Below are 19,960 nucleotides of genomic sequence, written 5' to 3'. Positions count from 1 at the left end.
CGCGTTGGCGGCCTACCAGACAACATAGAGACACCAGAGACCCCACAACATGAGCACCATCAACACACTCGGCCCCCACACCCCGCGCATCGCCCTGATCGGCGAATGCATGATCGAGTTGCAGCAACGCGCCGATGGCAGCCTGCAGCAGAGCTTCGGCGGCGACACCTTGAACACGGCGGTCTACCTGTCCCGGACCCTGGGCGAGGGCGGCACGGTGGATTACGTCACGGCCCTGGGCGACGACAGCTTCAGCGATGCCATGTGCCAGAGCTGGGCCGCCGAACGCATTGGCCTGGGCATGGTCCAGCGTTTGCCCGGGCGTTTGCCCGGCCTGTATTGCATCCAGACCGATGCTGCCGGCGAGCGCCGATTTCTGTACTGGCGCAATGAGGCGGCCGTGCGCGATTGCTTCACCACTCCGGCCGCCGCGCCGATCCTGGCGGCGCTGCCGGATTACGACGTGCTGTATTTCAGCGGCATCACCTTGGCGGTACTCGGTGCGCTGGGGCGGGAGAAGTTGCGGGAAACCCTGATCGAGGCCCGGCAGCGCGATGCGCGGATCGTGTTCGACAACAACTACCGGCCACGCTTGTGGGTCTCGATCGAGGAGCGCGCGCGGCCTATCGCAGCATGCTGCCATATGTCGACCTGGCGTTGCTCACGGTCGATGATGAGCAGGCGTTGTTTGGTTTTGCCGATTGCGCGGCGGTGTTTGCCGCCTACGCGCAGGTCGGCACGCCGGAAGTGGTGCTCAAGCGCGGTGCCGAGGCGTGTTTGATTCGCTGTGATGGCGAGTCGTTTGAAGTGCCGGCGCAGGTGGTCGAGCGGGTAGTGGATACTACGGCGGCGGGGGATTCATTCAGTGCGGCGTATTTGGCCAGTCGGTTGAAGGGTGGCAGTCCGGTCGAGGCGGCCGAGGCCGGGCATCGGTTGGCGGGTCGGGTGATTCAGGTACCGGGGGCGTTGATTCCAAGATAAGTGGAGGATGGCCGCCTGCTGCGCAGTCGGTTCGCTGGCAAGCCAGCTCCTACAGGGAATGGTGATGTAGCCACACCAAAAACCTTGTGGGAGCGGGCTTGCCCGCGAAGGGGCCCTCAAGCCAACCGCTCAATCCCGATAAAACACCTGCACCAGGTGATAGCCAAACTTGCTCTTGATCGGCCCATGCACCACCCGCAGCGGTTTTTTGAAGATTACCGCGTCGATCACGCCAACCATCTGCCCGGGCCGCACCTCGCCCAGGTCGCCGCCGCGCTTGCCGGACGGGCAGGTGGAGTACTTCTTGGCCAGCACATCGAAGGCTTCACCCTTGGCGATGCGTTGTTTGAGCTGCTCGGCTTCTTCCGAGGTTTTCACCAGAATATGGCGGGCTTGAGCTTTCATTGGGACAGGTACCTTGCAACGGTGGTGGCTGTTGGTGGCTATGTAGGTGGCTATGTTGGTGCCAGCCTGGGGGGGCGCGATTATGCCTCAACTCACTCGGGTTGACCGATCATCGTGCGAATCTTGTTGGCCAGCAGGTCGATGGAAAAGGGCTTGGCCACCATGTCCATGCCTTCTTCGAGGAAACCCTGGCGTTCGGCGGCTTTCTCCGCATAACCGGTCATGAACAGCACTTTGAGGTCGGGCCGGTGCTGACGGGCGATTTCCGCCAGTTGCCGGCCATTCATGCCCGGTAGCCCGACATCGGTCACCAGCAGATCGACCCGCAGGTCGGATTCGAGCAACGGCAGGGCGGCCTTCGCGTCTTCGGCTTCATGGGCGTGATAGCCCAGCTCGTTGAGCAGGTCGAGCACCAGCATGCGTACCGCCGGATCGTCTTCCACCAGCATCACGGTTTCACCGGCAATCGCCGCCGGCGCCTCGCTGGCGATTGGTGATACGGCAGGGTCCGGCACTGCGACGTACAGCCGCGGCAAGTACAGGCGAACACTGGTGCCCTGGCCCGGCAGGCTGAACAGGCTGACGTGGCCGCCCGATTGCTGGGCGAAACCGTAGATCATCGACAATCCGTGACCGGTGCCCTGGCCGATGGGCTTGGTGGTGAAAAACGGATCGAAGGCCTTGGCCAGCACCGACGGCGTCATGCCGGTCCCGTTGTCGCTGACGGCGATCATCAGGTAATCCCCGGCCTTGACCGGCTCCAGGGTGGTGATGTCACTGCCGTCGAGATAGACGTTAGCGGTTTCGATCAGCAATTGACCGCCATCGGGCATCGCGTCCCGGGCGTTGATCACCAGGTTGAGCAGGGCGTTTTCCAATTGACTAACGTCGGTGCTGACCGGCCAGATGTCCTCGGCCAGTTGCAGTTTGAGCTCGATATGGTCGCCTTTGGTGCGGCTGAGCAGGTCTTCCAGGGAATGGATCAGCTCATTGGCGTTGAGCGGTTTGCGATCCAGTGACTGGCGTCGGGAGAACGCCAGCAGCCGATGGGTCAGCGCGGCGGCGCGGTGGGCCGAGGACACCGCTGCCTCGGTGAAACGGCCGATTTCCGCAGTGCGCCCGTCGGCGATGTAACGCTGCATCAGGTCGAGGCTGCCGATGATCCCGGTGAGCATGTTGTTGAAGTCATGGGCGATGCCGCCGGTAAGCTGGCCGACCGCTTCCATCTTCTGCGCATGGCGCAACGCTTCTTCGGCGCGTTCGCGTTCGAACATCTCGTTGAGCAGTTTTTCATTGGCTTCGGCCAGTTGCCGGGTGCGGGCGCTGACGCGTTCTTCGAGGGTTTCGTTGAGATTGCGCAGGGCTTCTTCGGTCTGTTTGCGTTCGGTTTCGTCGATCACGAAGATGTAGAAGCCATTCACCGCGCCATCCGGTCCGTGGCGCGGCAGGTAATTCATCAACGCCTGGCGGGCGCTGCCATCACGGTGCGCGGCGCTGATGCTGAAGCAGCAGGCTTTACCCGACAGGGCTTCGGCGATGTATCCGGCGCGCAGGGTGTAGGCTGCTTCGCCCAGTACCTCGCGAATCGTGCGCCCGTAGAGTTCCTGGGGCGTCAAGCCGTACCAGTCCAGATAAGCGGCGTTGTTCAGGCGAAAACGCTCCTCGCTGTCGACGTAACTGATCAGGATCGGCATGGCGTTGATGATCAGTTGCAACTCGGTCTGGCTCTGGCGCAACGCCTGCTCGGTGAGTTTGCGTTCGGTCAGGTCCAGGGCGGCACCGAGGAAGCGGATGGGCCGGCCGTGGTGGTCCTTGTAGCAACGACCCCGGGCAAACACCCAGCGCAACTGACCGTCGGGCTGCAGCAGGCGATATTCCTCGGCGTATTCGGTGCCGTGGGTAATGGAGTGCTTGATGCCGCGGGTGACCATGGCGCGGTCTTCCGGGTGCACGGCATGCAGGTAGTCACTGATGGGCAACTGGCTGGCGAGCAATGGGTCGACGCCATGCAGCTGGGCAAAATGGGTGTCGGCAATGAAACGGTCTTCGCTGATGTCCCAGTCCCAGGTGCCGACGGCATCGGTGGCGGCCAGGGCCAGTTGCAGGCGTTCCTCGGTTTCATGCTGGGCCTTGAGACTGGCTGCCGAGCGCTGTTCCAGCTCGAGGGCGATGCGGCGGCGCTCGTTGGTTTCGATGGCGGTGACCAGGATCCCGGCAACCTGGGCGCTCTCATCGCGAATGGGGCTGTAGGTCAGGTCCAGCCAGAAATCGGAATCATCGCCATCGCGCTGCAAGGTGAAGCGCTGTTCGCTGTAGGTCCGCACTTGTCCTTGTAGGACGGCTCTGTAAATCGGGTCGGTAAAGTCTTTGAGTTCTGGCCAGATCTGGTGTGTGGGTTGTCCGAAAGCGTGTGGATGCTTGCTGCCGGCCAGCAGGGCGAACCCATCGTTGTAGATCTGCGTGAGTTGCGGCCCCCACAGCAACAGCATGGGCATCGGCGAATGAATCACGATGTCCACGGCGGTGCGCAAGCTCTGCGGCCAGGTGATGGCGGGGCCCAGCGGAGTGCATGTCCAGTCCAGCCTGGCAATCAAGGCCTGGGCATCGCTGCCGGTCGGTGATGCGTTCATCAAATTGTCCTGCACTAAGTCGGTGTGGCGGCGTCTACTATCCTTGCACAGCGGTAGACGCTGGATGTCCCGTTTTGGGTCATTTTTATTCATTGAATGCTTCGCGGGTGCTTTTTGCCATGGAAATCGCTGCATTGTTGAAAGTCCTGGCCAGCCAGGACGGTTCCGATTTATACCTGTCCACGGGCGCGCCACCCAGCGCGCGGTTCGATGGCGTGCTCAAACCCCTGGCCGATCAGCCGTTCAAACCCGGGGAAATCGCCGCTATTGCCGCGTCCATCATGGACGCCGAACAGCGCCTGGAGTTCGATCGGGAACTGGAGATGAACCTGGCAATCTCGTTGGCGGGTGTCGGGCGCTTTCGGGTCAATATTTTCAAGCAACGCAACGATGTGTCGATCGTGGCGCGCAACGTCAAACTCGACATTCCGCGCTTCGAAGACCTCAAGTTGCCCGCCGTGTTGCTCGATGCGGTCATGCTCAAGCAAGGCCTGATGCTCTTCGTCGGTGCCACCGGCTCGGGCAAGTCAACCTCGCTGGCGGCACTGATCGACTACCGCAACCGCCACAGCAGCGGCCATATCATCACCATCGAAGATCCGGTCGAGTACATCCATCGGCACAAGAAGTCGATCATCAACCAGCGCGAGGTCGGCGTCGATACCCGCAGTTTTCATGCCGCGCTGAAAAATACCCTGCGCCAGGCGCCGGACGTGGTGCTGATCGGCGAAATCCGCGACCGCGAAACCATGGAGCATGCGCTGGCGTTTGCCGATACTGGCCATCTGGTGATCTCGACGCTGCATGCGCACAACGCCAATCAGGCACTGGACCGAATCATCAATTTTTTCCCCGAAGAACGCCGCGCGCAACTGCTCAATGACCTGGGGAATAACCTCAAGGCCTTCGTTTCCCAGCGCTTGGTACCTTCGCGCGACGGTCACCGCCGAGCCGCGGTGGAGGTGATGCTGGGCTCGCCGACGATCGGCGATCTGATCCGGCGCAACGAGTTTTCCGAGCTCAAGGGGATCATGGAAAAGTCGCAGGAGGCGGGGATGCAGACGTTCGACGGTGCGCTGTATGCCTTGGTCGTCGAGGGGGCGATCAATGAGGAAGAGGCGCTCAAGCATGCGGATTCGGTGAACAACTTGCGGTTGCGCTTGAAGTTGCATGCTGAAGCGTCACCGGGAACCCATGCCGCACCCGGTGAATGGGGACTCATGGACTGACGCATAACCCGTAGGAGCCGGCTTGCCGGCGAAGGGGGCCTCGAGTCTTGCACCAATCGTGAGGCCGCTTTCGCTGGCAAGCCAGCTCCTACAGGGACGGGTTTCAATCCTTGAGTTCGGGGCGGTTGCGGAACTGTTCGAGCGCCTCGGGATTGGCCAGGGCATCGGTGTTTTTCACCGGTTGCCCATGCACCACATTGCGCACGGCCAGCTCGACCACCTTGCCACTGATCGTGCGGGGAATGTCCGTCACCGCCACGATCTTCGCCGGCACATGCCGTGGCGTGGTGTTGGCGCGGATGACCTGGCGGATCTGCTGTTGCAGGGCATCGTCCAGCTCGAGGTCGTCGCGCAAACGCACAAACAGCACCACCCGCACATCATCCTGCCACTGTTGGCCGATGGCCACGCTGTCGAGCACTTGGGGGACTTTCTCCACCTGACGGTAGATTTCCGCCGTGCCAATGCGCACGCCGCCAGGATTGAGCACCGCGTCCGAGCGCCCGTGGATCAGCATCGCGCCGTGCGCCAGTTGTTCGGCGTAATCGCCCTGGGCCCAGACCCCGGGGAACAGACTGAAGTACGACGCGCGCAGCTTTTCCCCGGTGGGGTCATTCCACAAGCCGATGGGCATTGCCGGGAAGTGTCGGGTACAGACCAGTTCGCCTTTTTCGCCAACGACGGGATTACCGGCATCGTTCCAGACCTCGACGGCCATGCCCAGGCTCTTGCCCTGGATTTCCCCCCGGCGGACCGGCAGCAGCGGATTGCCGTTGACAAAGCACGAGACAATGTCGGTGCCACCGGACATCGACGCCAGGCACAGGTCGCGCTTGACGTCGCGGTAAACATAGTCGTAGCTCTGGGGCGACAGCGCGGAACCGGTGCACAGCAGGGTTTTCAGGCTGCCCAGGTCATGGCTGTGCCGCGGCTTAACGCCGTTGCTTTCCAGGGTGGCCAGGTACTTGGGGCTGGTGCCGAACACGCTGATGCGTTCGTCGTCGATCAGATCGACCAGGCGTTCGGGCCCGGGATGAAAGGGTGAACCGTCATACAGCACCACGGCGCTGTCCACGGCCAGGGCCGAGACCAGCCAGTTCCACATCATCCAGCCGCAGGTGGTGTAGTAGAACAACCGGTCGCCGGGACCCAGGTCGCAATGCAGCCCATGTTCCTTGACGTGTTGCAGCAATACGCCGCCGGTGCTGTGGATGATGCATTTGGGGATGCCAGTGGTGCCGCTGGAATACAGGATGTACAGCGGATGAGCGAAGGGCACGGGCACGAAATCCGGCTCGCCGCCAGGTTCGTAGAAATCATCCCAGAGCGTGACGTTGGCCGGGGTATGGAATGCTTCGATGCGTGCCTGTGGCCGCGCGTAAGGGACGACGACCAGCTGCTGCAGGGAGGGCAGTTGAGCGAGTACTTCGTTGACCTTGGCCGTCTGGTCGATCTCCTTGCCGGCGTAGCGGTAGCCGGCGCAGGTGACCAGCACTTTCGGCTCGATCTGGCCGAAGCGATCCACCACCCCCTGGGTGCCGAAGTCCGGCGACGAACAGGACCAGATTGCCCCGAGGCTGGTGGTGGCGAGCATGGCCACCAGAGTTTGCCAGGTGTTCGGCATGCACGCGGCCACGCGGTCGCCGAGGCCGACCCCGCAGGCGATCAAACCGTTCTGGAAACCGGCCACGTGTTCCGCCAGTTCGGCCCAGGTCAACTGTTCACGCTGACCGTGTTCACCGATGGCGACCACCGCCACGGCATCGTCGCGGCGCCTTAGCAGGTGTTCGGCGAAGTTCAGGGTGGCGCCGGGAAACCACTGGGCGCTGGGCATTTGCGCGCCTTCGACCAGTACGGCGTCGGGTTGCTCGTGAAAGCGGATGTCGAAGAAATCGACGATGGCCTGCCAGAAGTCGACCCGCTGCTCGATGGACCACTGATGCAAGGCGGGGTAGTCGGCGACGTCGAGGTTATGGCGTTGATTGATGAAACGCCGGAAGGCGTCCATGCGGGTCTTGCCGATGCGCTCGGCGCCGGGTTGCCAGAGGATGTCGGACATGGTTTGCCTCTTTTTCTATCTTCAGATCCCCTTCGCCGGCAAGCCACGATCCCACATAAAAATGCGATCCCCCTGTGGGAGCGTGGCTTGCCCGCGAAGAACGATAACGCGGTCTAACGGCTGGTTACTGCGCCAACCACCCACCATCGATATTCCACGCCGCGCCCCTGACCTGGCTACCGGCTTCGCTGCACAGGAACAGCACCAGTTCACCCAGCTGCGGCGGTGTCACGAACTCGCCGGACGGCTGCTTCTCGGCCAGCAAATCATGCTGTGCCTGTTGCGGCTCGATCCCGGTCGCGATGCGGGCGTCGATCTGTTTCTGCACCAGCGGCGTCAACACCCAGCCGGGGCAGATGGCGTTGCACGTCACATTCGTCCGGGCCGTTTCCAGGCCGACCACCTTGGTCAAACCGATCACCCCATGCTTGGCCGCCACATACGCCGCCTTGCCCACCGAGCCGACCTGACCGTGCACCGAGGAGATGTTGATGATCCGCCCCCAGCCCTTGGCGCGCATGCCCGGCAGGCTCAAGCGGGTGCCGTGGAACACCGACGACAGGTTGATCGCAATGATCGAATCCCAGCGCTCCAACGGAAAATCCTCCACCGGCGCCACGTGCTGGATGCCGGCGTTGTTGACCAGAATGTCCACACCGCCGAATTCGCGCTCGGCGTAGGCAATCATCTCGGCAATCTGTGCCGGGTCGCTCACGTCCGCCGGATGATGACCGACCTTGCCTCCGAATTGCGCTACTTCTGCAATGACCTTGGAAGCATCGCCGAAGCCGTTGAGGATCAAATTGGCGCCGGCCTTGGCCAGGCTCAGGGCGATGCCCAGGCCAATGCCGCTGGTGGAACCGGTGACCAGTGCAGTCTTGCCCGAAAGAGTTGTCATGAATACCTCACACAATGCCAGTGGCGTAGAAAGTACCGATCACTACAAAGACCGCCAGGGTCTTGATCAGCGTAATACAGAAAATGTCTTTGTAAGCTTCGCGGTGGGTCAGGCCGGTCACTGCGAGCAAAGTAATCACCGCGCCATTGTGCGGCAAGGTGTCCATGCCGCCGCTGGCCATCGCAGCGACCCGGTGCAGCACTTCCAGGGGAATGTCGGCCGCATGGGCCGCCGCGATGAAGTCATTGGCCATGGCCGCCAGGGCAATGCTCATGCCGCCAGACGCCGAACCGGTGATGCCGGCCAGCAGGGTCACGGTGATCGCTTCATTGACCAGCGGGTTGGGAATGCTCTTGAGCCAGTCGGCGAGTACCAGGAAGCCCGGCAAGGAGGCGATCACCGCACCGAAGCCGTACTCCGACGCGGTGTTCATCGCCGCCAGCAATGAACCGCCGACCGCACTGCGACTGCCTTCGGCCAACTTGCCGCGAATCGCCTGGAAACCGAACACCAACACCATGATGATGCCGACCAGCAAGGCGGCCTGGACCGCCCAGATCGCGGTGAGCTTGGCGATTTCGGTGGTCACCGGCGCCGCCATGCCCGGCAGCGCGAGGCTGTGGGTCTTGCCGTACCACTGCGGAATCCACTGGGTAAACAACAGGTTCATGATACCGACGGCCAGCAGCGGCGACAGGGCGATCCATGGGTTTGGCAGCTTGATGTTGGCAGCGGTTTCCGGCTCGTTGCGCAGTTCGGTGCCATAACCTTCACCAGACAGCTGAGCCTTGTTGCGCTGGCGCTGCAGAAACAGCATGCCGGCGCAGACCACGAAGATCGAGCCGATCAGGCCCAGCCAGGGCGCGGCCCAGGCGGTGGTGTTGAAGAAGGTGCTGGGAATGATGTTCTGGATCTGCGGGGTGCCGGGCAGGGCGTCCATGGTGAACGAGAACGCGCCGAGGGCGATAGTCGCCGGGATCAGGCGCTTGGGGATATTGCTTTGGCGGAACATCTCGGCGGCAAACGGATAGACCGCAAACACCACCACAAACAGCGACACGCCGCCGTAGGTGAGCAACGCGCAGACCAGCACGATCACCAGCATCGCCTGGCGAGTGCCGAGCAGACGAATCGCTGCGGCAACGATGGAGCGCGAGAATCCCGACAGTTCGATCAGCTTGCCGAACACTGCGCCCAGCAGGAATACCGGGAAGTACAGTTTGATGAAGCCGACCATTTTTTCCATGAACACCCCGGTGAAGGCTGGGGCGACGGCGGAAGGGTCGGTGAGCAGGACAGCGCCGAGGGCGGCAATCGGGGCGAAGAGGATAACGCTGTAGCCACGGTAGGCCGCGAGCATCAGCAGCGCGAGGGCTGCCAAGGCAATGATCACACTCATGGTGTGTCTCCTGGATTGTTATTTTTTTTAGGGTGTATCTATGTGGGGGAGGGCTATAGCGAGATTCGTGCCATGAACGCAACATATTGAAATATAAGGATATTTATTTGTTTTGGTGGTGTTGATGAGTTTTTTGTCTCTGTTTTGAGAATTATTTTGAAGTTGAGGGCCTCTTCGCTGGCAAGCCAGCTCCTACACAGGGTGTCTGGTGTGCATGCTATTTTCTGTAGGAGCCGGCTTGCTGGCGAAGAGCGCGCAGCGCTCCCAGATTGTGTCTATAAACAGAGACAAGTGTCTCTTTATGGAGACTCTGCAATCCCCAACGCCACCATCTTCTTGTACAGCGTCGACCGCCCCAACCCCAGCCGAGTCGCCGCTTCAATCACCTTGCCGCCGCATTGCGCCAGGGCCGATTCAATCAACTGCCGGTCAAACCGCGCCCGCGCCTCGCTGAATGTCTCCTGGGCAACCGCCTCGATGTTCGAGGGCGCGACACGCTCCACCGGCATCAGCGTACCGATCGCCGCACGGATATCCATGACATTCAGCATCAGGTCATCACTGAGCAAGGCCGCCCTCTCCAGCACATTGCGCAGTTCGCGAATGTTTCCCGGCCAGGCATGTTGACCCAATAATTCAAGCGCCTCGCGGTTCAGTTCATGCTGACTGCGCAGTTCTTCCAGTATCGCTTCGCTGAGCGCCGGGAGATCGTCAAGGCGATGGCGCAAGGGCGGGACCTGAATCGGCAACACATTGAGACGATAATACAAATCGGCCCGGAACTCGCCGCGCCTGATCGCCGCTTCAAGATCAGTCGACGTGGCGGCAATCACCCGCACATCGCTCTGGATCACTTCGTTGGAGCCCACCGGCTCGAATTCCTTTTCCTGCAGCACCCGCAGCAACTTGCTTTGCAGGGGCAGCGGCATGTCGCCGATTTCATCGAGGAACAGCGTGCCGCCCTGGGCGATCTGCAATTTGCCCGCACGGCCCTTGCGGTCGGCACCGGTAAACGCGCCTGGCGCGGTGCCGAAGAATTCGGCCTCCAGCAGCGACTCTGGAATCGCCGCGCTGTTGATGCTGACGAAGGCTTTGTGCGCGCGGGGCGAAGCACCGTGAATCGCCTGGGCCAGCAATTCCTTGCCGGTGCCGGTTTCACCCAGTAGCAGCACCGGCGAATCGGCGCTGGCACTGCGCCGGGCGCGACGTTTGACTTCCAGGCTGGCGGCGCTGGTGCCGATGAAGTGGGCAAAGTTGTATTTGGTCTGCCGCGCCCGCAGCAGCGAGCGCGTGGAAGCAAGCTCTTCCTGCATGCTCATGTAGCGCTTGAGCATCGGCGACAGGCTGCGCAATTCGTCGAACAGGGCAAAGCCGATGGCGCCGATCACTACGCCCGTATCGTCGTGAATCGGCAGGCGCATCACCACCAGCGGTTCCTTGGGGGTGTCTTGCATGTCGAGCAGAATCGGCCGGCCGCTGCGCACCACCTCACGCAGCAGGCTGCCGGGGATCACGCTTTCGCAGGCTTTGCCGATGGCCACTTGCGCCGACTCCAGGCCAAAGCGCTTGGCGTAGCGCTCGTTCATCCAGACGATATTGGCATCGCGATCGACGATCACCGTGCCTTCACTCGACTGCTCGATGATTTCGAACAATGAACGGATTGCCAACAGGCGGACCTGTTGGTAGTCCTTGAGGCTTTCGGTGGTGTTCATGGGTGCTGATCCTGATAATTTATTGCCCGCGAAGGCCGCGACGCGGTCCAAAGAGCATGCCGCGAATTATGCCCACCCCAACTGCGCCGCCGCCAACAGCTCTTTGGTATAGGGGTGCTGCGGCGAATCGAACACGTCGTGGCTGGCACCGCTTTCCACCACTTTGCCGTCCTTGATCACGATCATGTCGTGGGCCAGGGCGCGCACGACCGCCAGGTCGTGACTGATGAACAGGTACGTCAGCCCGTGCTTTTCCTGAAGCTGACGGAGCAGGGCGACCACTTGTTTTTGCACGGTGCGATCCAGCGCCGAGGTCGGTTCGTCCAGCAGGATCAGCGCCGGTTTCAACACCAGCGCGCGAGCGATGGCGATGCGCTGGCGTTGCCCGCCGGAGAATTCGTGGGGGTAACGATCGCGGCTTTGCGGGTCGAGGCCGACTTCTTCCAGCGCCCGAATCACCTCGGCCTTGCACTCGTCCGCGGTCAATCGACTATGCACTTCAAGACCTTCACTGATGATCTGCGCCACCGACATCCGCGGGCTGAGGCTGCCGAAGGGGTCCTGGAACACCACCTGCATTTTCTTGCGCCACGGCCGCAACTGTTTTTGCGACAAGCCGTCCAGTGCTTCACCCTGGAAGCGAATGCTGCCGTCGGAATCGAGCAGGCGCAGGATCGCCTGGCCCAGGGTCGACTTGCCGGAACCGGATTCACCGACGATGCCCAAAGTCTTGCCGCGCTGGACATTCAGGCTGATGCCGTCCACCGCGTGCAAATACGTCTTGCGTTGGAACAGTCCGCCGCCGAGGGCGAAGCGCACGCACAGGTCGACCACTTCCAGCACGTTCTCGCGCTCGTCCCGGGGCAGGGCTTCCCCTTCCGGTTCGGCGTTGAGCAGCACGCAGCTGTAGGGATGTTTCGGTTCGGTGAACAGCGTCTCGCAGGGCGCTTGCTCGACGATTTCGCCGGACTTCATCACACAGACGCGCTGGGCGATGCTGCGCACCAGGTTGAGGTCGTGACTGATCAACAGCAGCGACATGCCGAGCCGCTTCTGCAGGGATTTGAGCAGCAGCAGGATCTTGCGCTGCACCGTCACGTCCAGCGCGGTGGTGGGTTCGTCGGCGATCAGCAACTCCGGCTCGCAGGCCAGGGCCATGGCAATCATCACCCGTTGGCGCTGGCCGCCGGACAATTGATGGGGATAAGCCTTGAGCCGTTCCTTGGGTTTCTGGATGCCCACCAGTTGCAGCAACTCGAGAATCCGCGCCTGCGCCGCCTTGCCGGTCAGCCCCTTGTGCAACAGCAGGGTTTCACCGATCTGTTTCTCGACGCTGTGCAGCGGGTTGAGGGACGACATCGGTTCCTGGAAGATCATCGCGATCCGGTTGCCGCGCAACTCGCGCAGTACCGTGGAGGAAGCGCCGAGCAGTTCCTTGCCGCGATAGCGGATGCTGCCCGAGGTGTCGGTGCCGGTCTCGGGGAGCAGTTGCAGGATCGAGTGCGCGGTCACCGACTTGCCGCAGCCCGACTCGCCCACCAGGGCCAGGCACTCGCCGGGGCGGATGTCCAGGCACAGGTTGCGCACCACGGTCTGGCCGCTGAAGGCCACGTTGAGGCCACGGATTTCGATCAGGTTATTACTCATGTCAACGCTCGCCTCATGACCGTGGATCAAGACCGTGGATCAAAGGCGTCACGCAACGCCTCGCCGATAAATACCAGTAGCGAAAGAATCAGTGCCAGGGTGAAAAACGCGGTCAGTCCCAGCCACGGCGCTTGCAGGTTCTGCTTGCCCTGACCGATCAACTCGCCCAGGGACGCGCTGCCGGCCGGCATGCCGAAACCGAGGAAATCCAGGGCCGTAAGGGTCGAGATCGCGCCGGTCAGAATGAATGGCAGGTAACTCAGGGTCGCATTCATCGCGTTCGGCAGGATGTGCCGCACGATGACCTTGCGGTCGCTCAGGCCCAGGGCTCGGGCGGCCTTGACGTATTCCAGGTTGCGCCCGCGCAGGAATTCGGCGCGCACCACGTCGACCATGGCCAGCCAGGAAAACAGCGCCATGATCCCCAGCAACCACCAGAAATTCGGCTCGACGAACCCGGAGAGAATGATCAGCAGATACAGCACCGGCAACCCGGACCAGACCTCCAGCAGCCGCTGGCCCAAGAGGTCGACCCAGCCGCCGTAATAGCCTTGCAGTGCACCGGCGGCGATACCGATCAGGGCGCTGACCAACGTCAGCATCAAGGCGAACAGGATCGACACCCGTGCGCCGAAAATCACCCGGGCCAGCACGTCGCGGGCCTGGTCGCGGTGGGCCCAGCCAGTTGACCTTCGACGGCGGGCTCGGTGCCGGTTTGTCCAGGTCATAGTTGGGCGTGTCGTCACTGAACGGGATCGGCGGAAACAGCAGCCAGCCGCCGTCCTTCTTGATCAAGTTCTGCACATAGTCGCTGCGGTAATCCGCCTGGAACGGCAGTTGTCCGCCGAACTCCTGCTCGGTGTGGCGTTTGAAGGCAGGGAAGTACAGCGAACCCTGGTAACCGACCACCAGCGGTCTGTCGTTGGCGATCAGTTCGCCGCCGAGGGTCAGCAGGAACAGGCCGATAAACAGCCACAGCGACCACCAGCCACGCCGGTTCTTCTTGAACCGTTCGAAGCGGCGACGGCCCAGCGGCGAGAGCTTGAACATCAGGCGTTCCTCGCGGCGAAGTCGATACGCGGGTCGACCAGGGTGTAGCACAGGTCGCCGACGATTTTTATCAGCAGGCCGAACAGGGTGAAGATGAACAGCGAGCCGAACACCACCGGGTAGTCCCGCGACACCGCGGCTTCATAACTCATGCGGCCCAGGCCATCGAGGGAGAAGATCACTTCGATCAGCAAGGAGCCGGCGAAAAACACGCTGATAAAGGCCTGGGGTATCCCCGACACCACCAGCAACATGGCGTTGCGAAACACATGGCCGTACAGCACCCGTCGCTCGCTCATGCCCTTGGCGCGGGCGGTGACCACGTATTGGCGGGTGATTTCATTGAGGAAGGAGTTCTTGGTCAGGATGGTCAGGGTGGCGAAGCCGCCGATCACCAGTGACGTGACCGGCAACACCAGGTGCCAGAAGTAGTCGGCGATTTTGCCCACAGTCGACAGCGACTCGAAGTTGTCCGAGACCAGGCCTCGCACCGGAAACCAGTTCAACGAAGTGCCCCCGGCGAACACCACGATCAGGAACATCGCGAACAAGAACGCCGGCATGGCGTAGCCGACGACGATGGCGGTGCTGCTCCAGATATCGAAATGGCTGCCGTGATGCACGGCCTTGCGGATGCCCAGGGGAATCGACACCAGGTAGGTGATCAGCGTGGCCCAGAGCCCGAGGGAAATGGTCACCGGCATTTTTTCCAGGATCAGGTCGGTGACCGTGGCGCCGCGGAAGAAGCTCTTGCCGAAGTCCAGTTGCGCATAGCTCTTGAGCATCAGCCACAGGCGTTCCGGGGCCGGCTTGTCGAAGCCGTACTGTCTTTCGATCTCCTTGATCAGCTGCGGGTCGAGGCCGCGGCTGGCCCGGGAACCGCCATGGCTGATGGCGTCGCTGGAACCACCGCCGACACTGGCGCCGCCGATGCCTTGCAGGTGCGCGATCGCCTGCTCCACCGGGCCGCCCGGCGCCGCCTGGACGATGACGAAGTTGACCAGGAGGATGATCAACAGTGTCGGAATGATCAGCAGCAGGCGTCGCAGGATATAAGCCCACATCAGTGCGGCCCTCCGGGTGCGCCGCGCTTGATGAGCTCGGCCGTCATCTGCTGGTTGGTCAGGGGAGTGGAGCTGACTTCCCACCAGCTCTCGACGGCTTCGTCATTGCTGGCTTGCACGCTGGGAATGCCGAAGCGGTTCCACCACACGGTCGAACTGCCTGGTGGGTAATAGTTGGGAATCCAGTAGTAGTTCCATTGCAGTACCCGGTCCAGCGCATGGGCATGGCGCAACATGTCGGCCTGGGTGTTGGCGCGAACCAGGCCGTTGAGCAGCGTATCGACCGCCGGGTTCTTCAGCACCATGTAGTTGTTGGAGCCCGGATCGTTGGCCGCCACCGAGCCAAAGTAGTTGTACAGCTCATTACCCGGCGAGGTGGTAACCGGGTAGCCGGTCACGATCATGTCGTAGTCCCGGGACATCAGGCGATTGACGTATTGCGACGAGTCGATGCGACGGATGTTCAGGTCGATGCCGATCTGTTTCAGCGTGCGTTTGTACGGCAGGAGCAAGCGGTCCATGCCGTTCTGGCTGACCAGGAAGGTAAAGCTCAGTGGCTTGCCTTCGGCGTTCACCAGTTGATCGCCATCAGGCTTCCAGCCTGCGGCTTCCAGCAGTGCCAGGGCCTGCAACTGTTTGTCGCGAATGACGCCGCTGCCATCGGTTTTCGGTGCCTCGAAGACCTGGGTGAACACCTCATCCGGGATCTGTCCGCGAAGGGGCTCGAGAATCGCCAGCTCGGCGGCATCGGGCAGGTTGCGCGCGGCGAGATCGGTGTTGGAGAAGAAGCTCTGCTGACGGATATACAGGTCGCGCATCATCTGCCGGTTGCTCCACTCGAAATCCCAGAGCATGGCCAGGGCCTGGCGGACGCGACGGTCCTGGAACAGCGGATTTTGCAGATTGAACACGAAGCCTTGCGCCGATTGCGGGGCGCTTTGGGCCAGATGGGCCTTTTGCAGGCGCCCATCGCCCAGCGCCGGGCTGTCGTAGCCGATCGAGTAACCGGTGGCGGAAAATTCACGGTTGTAGTCGTAGGCACCGCCACGCAGCACCTGGCGCGCCACGTCGGTATCGCCAAAATATTCGATGCTGAAATGGTCGAAGTTGTACAAGCCGCGGCTGACCGGCAGGTCCTTGCCCCACCAGTCGGGGTTGCGCTTGAAGGTGATGCTGCGCCCGGAGTCGACCTTGGCGACCTGGTACGGGCCGCTGCCCAGCGGCGGCTCGTATCCGCCGCCACCGGCGAAGTCGCGGGTTTTCCACCAGTGCTCGGGAAACACCGGCAAGGTCGCGATATCCAGGGGCAGGGTGCGGTTTTCGTTGTTCTTGAAGTCGAAACGCACGGTGCGTGGCGACTCCACTTCGACGCCCTTGACGTCGGCGAATTGCGTGCGATAACGCAGGCTGCCCTGGGTCATCAGCAGCTCGAAGGTATAACGCACGTCTTCGGCGGTGATCGGCTGGCCATCGGCAAAACGGGCCTTGGGGTTGAGGTTGAAACGCAGGGACAAGCCGTCATCGGCGCGTTCCATCGTCTGCGCCACCAGGCCGTACACGGTGTAAGGCTCGTCCAGCGAGCGCTGGGCCAGGGGCGAATAGATCAAGCCGTCGATCTGCGTAACGCCGATGCCCTTGTCGATGTACGGCAGGATATGGTCGAAATGGCCGATTTCGATCGCCGAACGACGCAGGGTGCCGCCCTTGGGTGCTTGCAGGTTGGTGTAGGCAAAATGACTGAAGTCGGCGGGATACTTCGCCGGCTCGCCATACACGGTCAGCGCATGTTGCGGTGTTGCATTCACCCCGGCGGCACCCGATAACAGGGCCACGGCAGTGAACAACAAGGTTGGGAAAGCCAGTCGCATTGTCAGCCTTTGAGCCGGGTGGTCGATAACCGCAATTTGTACGCTAGCGGCGCGTCCCTCGCCAGCCGTATCACATGACCGAAACACAACGGCCCACCAAATGGCGGGCCGTTATGCAGGAAACTGCGGATCGATCAGTCCTGACGACTGGTCACTTCCAGCAAGTGGTAACCGAATTGGGTCTTTACCGGGCCTTGCACCACGTTGATCGGTGCGCTGAAGACCACGGTGTCGAATTCCTTGACCATCTGGCCCGGACCGAACGAGCCCAGATCACCGCCTTGACGGCTGGACGGGCAAGTGGAGTTGGCTTTGGCGATTTCGGCAAAATCGGCGCCACCCTCGATTTGGGCCTTGAGTTCGTTGCACTTGGCTTCGCTGGCAACCAGGATGTGGCGGGCAGTGGCTTTAGCCATGGGGAATACTCCTTTCAATGTTCAGTAAAATGGTGAGCCTACCGGATTCAGTTACCTATTTCTTCCCAAAGTTCCCTCCGCGGCTGCCGGCAGTGGGGCATTCGTCACAGTCCGGCCTTTTTCAAGCGTTCGGCATGCTCTACATAAAGCTCGACCGGGTCGATGCCTCTGCGGATCTGACCGGCCATCTGACTGATGCTGTCGAAGTGATCCAGCGCATAGTCGGAGCGGATCACGGTGCCCAGATGAGAACTGTAGCGCCCGACCAGGCCGTCGTTCTGCCTGGCTTCAGTGGTGAAATAACGGGAGAAGGCCCGACAACATCCGTGCAACGGGTCGAATGCATTGCGCCCTTGATCGAGGAGGCGCCCTTGCAGCGTGCCGCTCCAGGAGTAGTAGTGAACACCGTTGACCAGTTCATGGCCGTTGCCACCCCATGTGTGCGGCAGCCCTTGGGGGTATTTTTTATTGAATAGGCCCACGCCCTCGGTGGTCAGCGCACTCAGCGCGGCAATGGCGTTTTTCGGCAGCTGGCGGTTGCCACTGAGTACCGATAGAAAGTCGGCGAACAAGGTGGCAACGGCCTCGGCGACCTGCTCTGACAGGCGTCCGGGTGTCAGGGCCTGGCGCAGGACGTCCGCCAGCTCCGAACCGTGATTCGGCCCGCTGACGGAGGTTACCGATGCGACGGCCCCGGGGGCAATCGCCGCCGCATAACGCGCGGCCAGCGCGCCCTGGCTGTGACCGATGAGGTTGACCTTGTTCGCGCCGGTACCTTCCAGCACCCACTCGATCTGCGCCAGCAGCTGGTCGCCGCGGACTTCGTTGCTATGGCTGGCCGACAGGTGGGGGACAAACACCCGGACGCCGGCGTTCCTGAGGGCTTGCTTGATGTCATGGAACGAGCTCGAACCGGCCGATGCGATCGAAACCGAAGAGCCCATGGACCAGCAGAATCGGGTAGCGAGTCGTTGCATTCCGTTGCATTGTTCATACCTTTTTCATAGGAGGTTATGGGATGCTTGCGCCTCACTCTAAAACACTCCAGCGTGGGTGCGATGTATGAAAAAGCCGCGCTGGCCTGATGAAAGCGGAATGGAAACAGTACGAAATCTCGAAGGGACATGAGGTCTTAGCCGGAAGGTCTGGACAGCCTTTCGCCGGAGGCAGCGCGCCTGCCTCCGGAGGGTCATTGATCTGTCAGTCGAGCTGGGCCCGCAACCGGATCGCCGCCTGGCGCAACACGTCTTCGGTCGCGGTCCAGCCGAGGCAGCCGTCGGTGATCGACACCCCGTACCGCAGCGACGGGCTCAACGCCTGGCAGCCTTCGAACAAATGGCTCTCGAGCATCATCCCGATCAGCGATCGGTCACCTTGCAGGCGTTGCTCAAGTACGTCGTTGAACACCTCTGGCTGCCGCAACGGGTCTTTGCCACTGTTGGCATGGCTGCAGTCGACCATGATCCGCGCCGGAATGTGCAGCCTGGTCAAGTCGCTGTGCACCCGGGCGACGCTCTCGCGGTCGTAGTTCGGTCCGCGATGGCCGCCGCGCAGCACCAGGTGAGTGTCCTGGTTGCCAGGGGTCTGGATGATTGCAGGATGCCCCTGACTGTCGACACCGAAATGACGATGGGGATGGGCGGCCGAGCGCATGGCGTCGCGGCGACGGTCACGCCACCATCGGTGCCGTTCTTGAAACCGACCGGCATGCCCAAGCCGCTGGCCATTTCCCGGTGGATCTGCGATTCGGTGGTGCGGGCGCCGATCGCCACCCAGCTGAGCAGGTCGTCGAAGTACCCGGCGGCCATCGGTTGCAGCAGTTCGGTGGCAATCGGCAAGCCCAGCTGGAGCATGACGCGCATCAACTCGCGAGACAGGGTCAGGCCGCCCGCCATGTCGTCGCTGCCGTCCAGGTGCGGATCGTAGGCCAGGCCTTTCCAGCCGACTGTGGTGCGCGGTTTTTCGACATAGGCGCGCATCACCAGGAGCATCTCATCGCTGACGTCGGTGGCCAGGCGAGCAAGGTGGGTGGCGTATTCGAGCGCTGAGCGGGGATCATGAATCGAGCAAGGGCCGACGATCACCAGCAGGCGGGAGTCTTCGCCATCGAGGATCGCGCGAACCGCCTGGCGGTGGGCAGCGACTTGCCGGGTCAGGGCGTTGCTGAGCGGCAGTTGCTGCTTGAGTTGCAATGAGCTGGGCAGACGCAGGGTCAGCGCTTCATTGGCAGGGTTAAGGGTGGACAGCGGCAGAGCGGAGACGGACGAGTTCATGTTCTGGCTTCCTGGGCAGGTGGCGGGTTCGGTCCCGCGCACTCGGCCCTACTGGGGTGTTCGACAATTGGCCGGATTGGCTGCGAGTGTGTCCTTGCCACCTGTGGGTGACCGATCGGAGGCGGCAGGCTGTCCCGAGCGGAGGCTGCTAAATCGCCAGGCGGTAAAACTGTCGTAACGGTAATAAGTGGCGTAGTTCATGGTTGAAATCCTCGAGTTATCGGTGTGTCGCTAAAAAATGTGCAGGGCTGAAAAAACAAAACCCCCGGTCGGGAAGCCGACCGGGGGTTGAGAATTCTCTGGTGGCGACCCGTTTAAAGTGGGCG

Annotated in this window: 11 protein-coding genes and 4 pseudogenes; 2 read left to right on the top strand and 13 right to left on the bottom strand. The window is 61.9% G+C overall.

The window, feature by feature from the left end; all coding sequences use genetic code 11:
• The first annotated feature begins 49 nt into the window (after positions 1-49).
• Positions 50-981 (top strand): annotated as a pseudogene (locus BZ163_RS22925) (sugar kinase).
• 129 nt (positions 982-1,110) lie between these two features.
• Here BZ163_RS22925 and BZ163_RS22920 read toward each other — a convergent pair.
• Both BZ163_RS22920 and BZ163_RS22915 read right to left on the bottom strand, forming a co-directional pair.
• Positions 1,111-1,386, bottom strand: coding sequence for a peptidylprolyl isomerase (locus tag BZ163_RS22920; RefSeq protein ID WP_007898282.1), 276 nt, complete (start codon positions 1,384-1,386; stop codon positions 1,111-1,113).
• Between the two features lie 92 nt (positions 1,387-1,478).
• Entirely contained in the window at positions 1,479-4,016 is a 2,538-nt protein-coding gene (locus tag BZ163_RS22915; RefSeq protein WP_128872712.1) for a PAS domain-containing protein, read from the bottom strand.
• A 119-nt stretch (positions 4,017-4,135) separates the two neighbouring features.
• On the opposite strand from BZ163_RS22915, the gene BZ163_RS22910 reads away from it, so the two are divergent.
• Positions 4,136-5,245: a PilT/PilU family type 4a pilus ATPase gene (locus tag BZ163_RS22910; RefSeq protein ID WP_128872711.1), complete on the top strand. Its 1,110-nt coding sequence runs from the start codon at positions 4,136-4,138 to the stop codon at positions 5,243-5,245.
• 103 nt (positions 5,246-5,348) lie between these two features.
• On the opposite strand, the gene BZ163_RS22905 is transcribed toward BZ163_RS22910, so the two are convergent.
• From BZ163_RS22905 to BZ163_RS22855, 11 genes and pseudogenes are all read right to left on the bottom strand, one after another.
• A complete protein-coding gene (locus BZ163_RS22905; protein ID WP_128872710.1) occupies positions 5,349-7,304 on the bottom strand; it encodes an acetoacetate--CoA ligase in 1,956 nt (651 codons plus the stop codon).
• Positions 7,305-7,428: 124 nt separating this feature from the next.
• A complete protein-coding gene (locus tag BZ163_RS22900; RefSeq protein WP_128872709.1) occupies positions 7,429-8,202 on the bottom strand; it encodes a 3-hydroxybutyrate dehydrogenase in 774 nt (257 codons plus the stop codon).
• Between the two features lie 7 nt (positions 8,203-8,209).
• Entirely contained in the window at positions 8,210-9,601 is a 1,392-nt protein-coding gene (locus tag BZ163_RS22895; protein ID WP_128872708.1) for a GntP family permease, read from the bottom strand.
• Between the two features lie 299 nt (positions 9,602-9,900).
• Entirely contained in the window at positions 9,901-11,316 is a 1,416-nt protein-coding gene (locus BZ163_RS22890; protein WP_128872707.1) for a sigma-54-dependent Fis family transcriptional regulator, read from the bottom strand.
• A 66-nt stretch (positions 11,317-11,382) separates the two neighbouring features.
• A complete protein-coding gene (locus tag BZ163_RS22885) occupies positions 11,383-12,963 on the bottom strand; it encodes an ABC transporter ATP-binding protein (protein ID WP_128872706.1) in 1,581 nt (526 codons plus the stop codon).
• A 26-nt stretch (positions 12,964-12,989) separates the two neighbouring features.
• Positions 12,990-14,013, bottom strand: a pseudogene (locus tag BZ163_RS22880) (ABC transporter permease).
• Complete coding sequence (locus BZ163_RS22875; RefSeq protein ID WP_128872705.1) at positions 14,013-15,077, bottom strand: microcin C ABC transporter permease YejB; 1,065 nt, start codon at positions 15,075-15,077, stop codon at positions 14,013-14,015. Before BZ163_RS22875 ends, BZ163_RS22880 begins: the two are co-directional and overlap by 1 nt.
• On the bottom strand, positions 15,077-16,945 hold the full coding sequence (locus tag BZ163_RS22870; RefSeq protein WP_128872704.1) for an extracellular solute-binding protein: 1,869 nt from the start codon (positions 16,943-16,945) through the stop codon (positions 15,077-15,079). The genes BZ163_RS22875 and BZ163_RS22870 overlap by 1 nt, the downstream gene beginning before the upstream one ends.
• A 134-nt stretch (positions 16,946-17,079) precedes the next feature.
• The gene (locus tag BZ163_RS22865) at positions 17,080-17,361 is read right to left on the bottom strand and encodes a peptidylprolyl isomerase (RefSeq protein WP_027923796.1); all 282 of its coding nucleotides are present in this window, start codon (positions 17,359-17,361) and stop codon (positions 17,080-17,082) included.
• Between the two features lie 104 nt (positions 17,362-17,465).
• Positions 17,466-18,348 (bottom strand): annotated as a pseudogene (locus BZ163_RS22860) (lipase family alpha/beta hydrolase).
• A 213-nt stretch (positions 18,349-18,561) separates the two neighbouring features.
• Positions 18,562-19,634: pseudogene (locus tag BZ163_RS22855) on the bottom strand (3-deoxy-7-phosphoheptulonate synthase).
• Between the last annotated feature and the right edge of the window lie 326 nt (positions 19,635-19,960).

Origin of the sequence: Pseudomonas sp. VI4.1 (assembly GCF_002029345.1) — a bacterium.
In the GTDB taxonomy this organism is placed as follows: Bacteria; Pseudomonadota; Gammaproteobacteria; order Pseudomonadales; family Pseudomonadaceae; genus Aquipseudomonas.
This window is presented reverse-complemented; position numbering and strand designations above follow the sequence as displayed.